The sequence below is a fragment of the Phytoactinopolyspora endophytica genome (genome assembly GCF_004138495.1).
Taxonomy (GTDB): domain Bacteria; phylum Actinomycetota; class Actinomycetes; order Jiangellales; family Jiangellaceae; genus Phytoactinopolyspora; species Phytoactinopolyspora endophytica.
Map to the genome: position 1 here is coordinate 64,547 of NZ_ML142867.1, position 5,061 is coordinate 69,607.

4 protein-coding genes are annotated in these 5,061 nt (G+C 69.2%); 1 reads left to right on the top strand and 3 read right to left on the bottom strand.

Features of this window, described 5'->3' with window-relative positions:
* Window positions 1-164 precede the first annotated feature (164 nt).
* Window positions 165-950: an SDR family NAD(P)-dependent oxidoreductase gene (locus ELR45_RS28040; RefSeq protein WP_129669266.1), complete on the top strand. Its 786-nt coding sequence runs from the start codon at window positions 165-167 to the stop codon at window positions 948-950.
* 64 nt (window positions 951-1,014) lie between these two features.
* Here ELR45_RS28040 and ELR45_RS28045 read toward each other — a convergent pair whose 3' ends face one another.
* The 3 genes from ELR45_RS28045 to ELR45_RS35940 all read right to left on the bottom strand — a co-directional run.
* A complete protein-coding gene (locus tag ELR45_RS28045) occupies window positions 1,015-3,516 on the bottom strand; it encodes a glycoside hydrolase family 3 N-terminal domain-containing protein (RefSeq protein ID WP_129669267.1) in 2,502 nt (833 codons plus the stop codon).
* Between the two features lie 102 nt (window positions 3,517-3,618).
* Window positions 3,619-4,533: a carbohydrate ABC transporter permease gene (locus tag ELR45_RS28050; protein WP_129669268.1), complete on the bottom strand. Its 915-nt coding sequence runs from the start codon at window positions 4,531-4,533 to the stop codon at window positions 3,619-3,621.
* On the bottom strand, window positions 4,530-5,061 hold a 532-nt coding region (locus tag ELR45_RS35940; protein WP_165368169.1), incomplete at its 5' end, for a carbohydrate ABC transporter permease. The genes ELR45_RS35940 and ELR45_RS28050, both read right to left, overlap by 4 nt.

Below are 5,061 nucleotides of genomic sequence, written 5' to 3' on the forward strand. Positions count from 1 at the left end.
GCCCGGCCCCAATGCGCGTGGGGGGCGCGTTCGTGGGTGCCGCGTCTGGTACTGGTCGGCAGATCATGCACTTGACTATCGATAATCCATCGATATCATCGATCAGACACGCCAGCGGCGACGTCTCTCCATGTCCTGCTGGCCGACGCACCGCAGGAGGCGACATGGACGAGCTCGCACGGTTCAGGCTGGACGGCAAGGTGGCGGTGGTGACTGGGGCCTCGGGCGGCATCGGCGCCCGCACGGCGCTGGCGCTCGCCCGGGTCGGCGCGGCGGTGACCTGCGCCGGGCGCTCGATCGAGCGACTGAATGCAGTCGTCGAGCGGATCGAGCGGGCCGGTGGACGCGCGATCGCCGTCGAGGGTGACATGGCCGCCAAGGCCGACGCCGACGGCGTCGCGGAGGCCGCCGTCGAGAGCTTCGGCCGGCTCGACATCATCGTCAACACCGTCGGCGGCGGCGCGGGAACCGCCCTGTACCCGGCCCATGAGTACCCCGAGTCGGAGTGGGACCGCATTATCGACCTGAACCTGCGCACCTCTCTGCTGCCGACGCAGGCCGCCGTCCAGGCCATGATCACCGCGGGCAACGGCGGGCGGGTCGTGAACTTCTCCTCCGTGCGAGGGCAACTCGGCATCGACAACGGCTTCTCCGCCTACGTTGCCGCTAAGGGTGCCATGGACGCCGTCAGCCGGCAGTGGGCTACCGAATGGGCCAAGCACCGGATCACAGTGAACTCCATCGCGCCGACCTTCGTGCGCACGGCGCAGTCAGAGAGTCTGCTGGCCGACAAAGCGTTCTATGAGGGTCTCTTGGCACGGATCCCCCTGCACCGGATCGCTGAGACCGACGACGTCGTGGGAGCGGTCCTGTTCTTCTGCTCCGAGGCGTCGTCGTTCGTGACCGGTCAGCTGCTGACGCTCGACGGCGGTCTCACCGCGGCCCAGTGACCTGCTGGACCCCATCGCCTCCACCACCGCGCAGGCCGATCACTCAATCCGGGCCGGCGCACGCTCATGCCTCCACGCCGCCCGTTGGGTCCTCGCCGGCCGGCCTGTGCGCCATTGTGTCCTCAACAGGCTCGTCGACCGGCCGGACGGTGACTTCCGGGACGTAGGTCCGCGTCGCCGCGACGTCTGTCCGCTCACCGATGATGGCGAACTCGCCGACGAGCCTGATGTCGCTCGACGAGGAGCCGACTAGGACCTCCACGTCCCCAGGGTCGACCACGAAGCTGGTCGCGGTCGCGCTGTACCCACACATGGACATCGGAACGTCGAACCGCACATCCGCACTCGCCTCCGGTCCGAGCGGCACCCGTGCGAAGCCCGCCAGCTGCTGCGCGGGACGCGTGACACCGAGCGCCGGCAGACCGAGGTACAGCTGGACGACCTCGGTGGCTGGACGCCCGCCCAGGTTCCTCACCGTTGCCGTGATGCCCACCGTACCGTCGATGCCGACCTTGTCCCGGTCGATCCGGAGGTCGCCGTACTCGAACTGGACGTACGAGAGGCCGTGCCCGAAGGGGTAGAGCGGTGTGCTCTCGAGGTCGAGGTACCCCTTGAAGATGTCCTTCGGCAGCCTGCGGTACCCACTGCCGCGCTTCTGCGCCTGGAAGATCGGCACCTGCCCGACTGCGCGAGGCAGAGTGAAGGGGAGCTTGCCCGAGGGCGCTATGTCCCCGGTCACGATGCGTGCGAGCGCCGGCCCGCCGGCGGGGCCGGGGTAAGGGCTGGCTACGATCGCGGAGACTTTCGCCGAGATATCGGCCAGGGCGTACGGGCGGCCCATCGTAATGACCGCTGCCGTCGGCCTGCCCACCGACGCGACGACGTCGACGAGGGCACGCTGCGCCTCTGGGAGCTCCAGCGACGCGGAGTCGGTGCCCTCGCCCTCTGTGGTGTTCCCGGCGAACGCGCCGCAGCGCCCGCCGATGGCGAGGATCACGACGTCGGCCGATCGGGCCAGCTCGACGGCCTCGTCGAGGCCTCCGTCGATCGCCTCCATCACTGCCGAACCCGGGCAGGTCACCACGTCGAGGTGCGGGGCGGCAGCACTGAGGGCCTCCGCGAACCCGACGGCGTCGTACATCTCGCGGACCATCTGCTCCGGGTCGAACGCCGCCATCGTCTCCACCAGCTGGTCGAAGGCGCCACGCAGCGTCGGCGGTAGCTCGTCGCGAGAGCCCTCGAGACCCGCCATTCGCGAACGCCCGTCGGCGATGCCCTTAATCATCTCAAGCATGGGCGGGTACGTGTAGTTCGCGAACGTTCCGATCACGTTCGAGGCGTGCGGGCCGATGACGGCCACGCGCTGCGGGGTGCGCGGCAGCGGAAGGAGGCCGTCGTTCGTGACCAGCGTCATCGATTGTTCGGCGAGCTCCTGAGCCAGGTCGCGGCCCTGCCGGGCGATCGCCTCGATCACCTTGGGCCGCTCGTCGACGAACGGGTCCTCGAACAGCCCCAGCGCGAACTTCTGCTCAAGGACCAGGAGGACGGAGCGGTCGACCTCGGCCTCTGGGACGAGGCCGCTGCGAACAGCGTCGACCAGGCCCGCGCCGTACCCGTACGGCGCGGGGAGCTCGACGTCGAGGCCGGCGTGCAGAGCGAGGGCCGCGGAGCTGGCCGCGTCGGGGGCGGCGCCCAGGCGGTCGACCCCGTACTGGATCGTTCGGTAGTCAGCGACGACCGTGCCGCGGAAGCCCATCCGTCCACGCAGCAGGTCGGTGAGCAGCTCCCGGGCGAGACCGGCGGGTACGCCGTCGACCTCGGAGTAGCTGTTCATCACGCTCGCCAGCCCGGCGACCCGGATCGCCGCCTCGAACGGCGTCGCGAAGACGTCGTACAGTTCTCGGGGTCCTGCGTGCACGGCCGCCGTGTTCTGCCCGCCCTCCGACGTGGCGTAGCCGAGGAAGTGCTTGGCCGTGGCGATGACGCCCTCGGCGGGGTCGTCGCCCTGCATGCCGGCGACGTAGGCGATGCCAAGCGCCGAGGCGAGCAGCACCTCCTCGCCGAACGTCTCGTGGACGCGGCCCCACCGGGCGTCCCGCGCGATGTCGAGCACGGGCGCGAGCGCTTGGCGCACCCCGAGCGCGCGCAATTGGTGGCGGACGAGGGTCGTCATCGCGCGCACCTTCTCCGGATCCCAGGACGACGCGAGCCCGATGGCGGTGGGGAACGAGGTGAACGACGGCGCGAGTGCCCCGTTGAGCGCCTCGTTATGCAGTACGGCGGGGATCCCCAGCCGGGTCCTCTCGCGCAGGAACCGCTGGACGCCGTTGTTGAGCTGGGCCACCTCGACCGCGGAGAGCGCACCGAGGGACGCGGCCGAGATCTGCCCGATGCCGGTGCTCAGTAGCGCTTTGAGCTGGCCGTCGTCGATCCCGCCCGCCGTCTTGAGTTGGTTGGGCAGAACCGACGTCAGCTGCTGCGTCTTCTCCTCGAGCGTCATGCGGCCCAGAAGGTCCACCGCCCGCTCCGCCGGGCTCGGGGACGGGTCGTGGTAGGTCGTTTCCATGGAAAAGGCTTCTCTCGTTCAATGTGGGCAGGACAGGTCGGACGGGCGCGCGACGATTCCGGACACGCGTGCCGACGAGGGGTGGCGGAGAACGCCGCGCGCCTACTTCACAGCGCCGGCACCGAGGCCGGCGATGATCTGCCGCTGCGCGAGCAGGTAGAAGACGATGACTGGGACCACCGAGATGGCCGTGGCGGCCAGGAGGATCGTCTGCTCCGGCGTCTCGGAGGACACGAAGCTCATCAGGCCCCGCTGTACGGGCATCCGGCTGTCGTCGGCGAAGAGCACGAGCGCCATGAGGTACTCGTTCCAGACCTGCAGGCCCTGGATGACGCCCACGGCGGCCAGGCCCGGTCTGGCCAGCGGCATGATGACGCTGAAGAACGTCCGCACCGGCCCGGCCCCGTCGATCGAGGCCGCCTCCTCGAGTTCGCGCGGCTGGCTCACGAAGAAGCTGCGCATGATCAGCGAGGCCATCGGGATCCCCGCGGTGATCAGCACGAGGACGTAGCCGACGCGGCTGTCGGTAAGGCCGAAGGAGATGAGCAGCTTGTACTGTGCGATGAACATCGCCGGTGCGGGGATGATCATCACGGCGAGCAGCACGATTGTGACGAGCCCCTTGCCCGCGAAGTCGAGCCGGGCGAGGGCGTAGCCGGCCAGGCTCGAGACCACCAGGATCCCGGCGACGGACACGGCCGTGTACATGATGCTGTTGGACAGGTACACGAAGAGGTTGCCGTCGACCCAGGCATCCAGGTAGTTCTGCCAGGCCGGCGCGGGGGGCACCAGGGTTTGCCCCGCGTACAGTTCCTCACGGGTCTGCAGGGAGCCGGACAAGAGCCAGAACACCGGGAACAAGGAGATGAGGGCAGCCACCACGAGCAGCCCGTAGAGACCAATCCGGTTGGTCCGGACGACGGGGCGGCGCCGGCGGTGCTCCGGTGGCTGCGACGCCTCGGACGGGCGTCGGGGGCTCGTCGTCGCCCCCGGGTGCAGGACGTCGTGACCCCTCATGCGCGCGACCGCCTTCCCGTGATCCAGAGTTGCAGAGCCGCCAGCGCCACGAGCGCGCCACCGAAGAGCACGGACATGGCTGCCGCGGCACCGTAGCGGTTGTTGGTGAATGCCTCGACGTAGATGAGCAGCGTCGGGACCATCGTGTGGTGGCCGGGGCCGCCGTTCGTCAAGACCTGGACAGTGCCGAAGATCTGCAGCGCGGCGAGAAGCGTGAGCAAGCTGACTATCGACGTCACCGGGGCGAGGCCAGGCCAGGTGACGTAGCGGAAGCGGGCCCAGCCACGCGCTCCGTCGAGGCTGGCGGCCTCGTACCGCTCCTTCGGGATGTCCTGCAGCCCTGCCAGGAACAGGATGAAGGCGAAGCCCCAGTGGTACCAGACGAACACCGCTGCCACGGAAGGCAACGCGGTCGACGGGTCGCCGAGCCAGTTGTGCGTCAAGCCGTCGAGACCAACCCGGTCGAGGAGCGTGTTGATGATGCCGACGTTCGGCTCGAACAGCCACTGGAACATGGTGCCGACGACG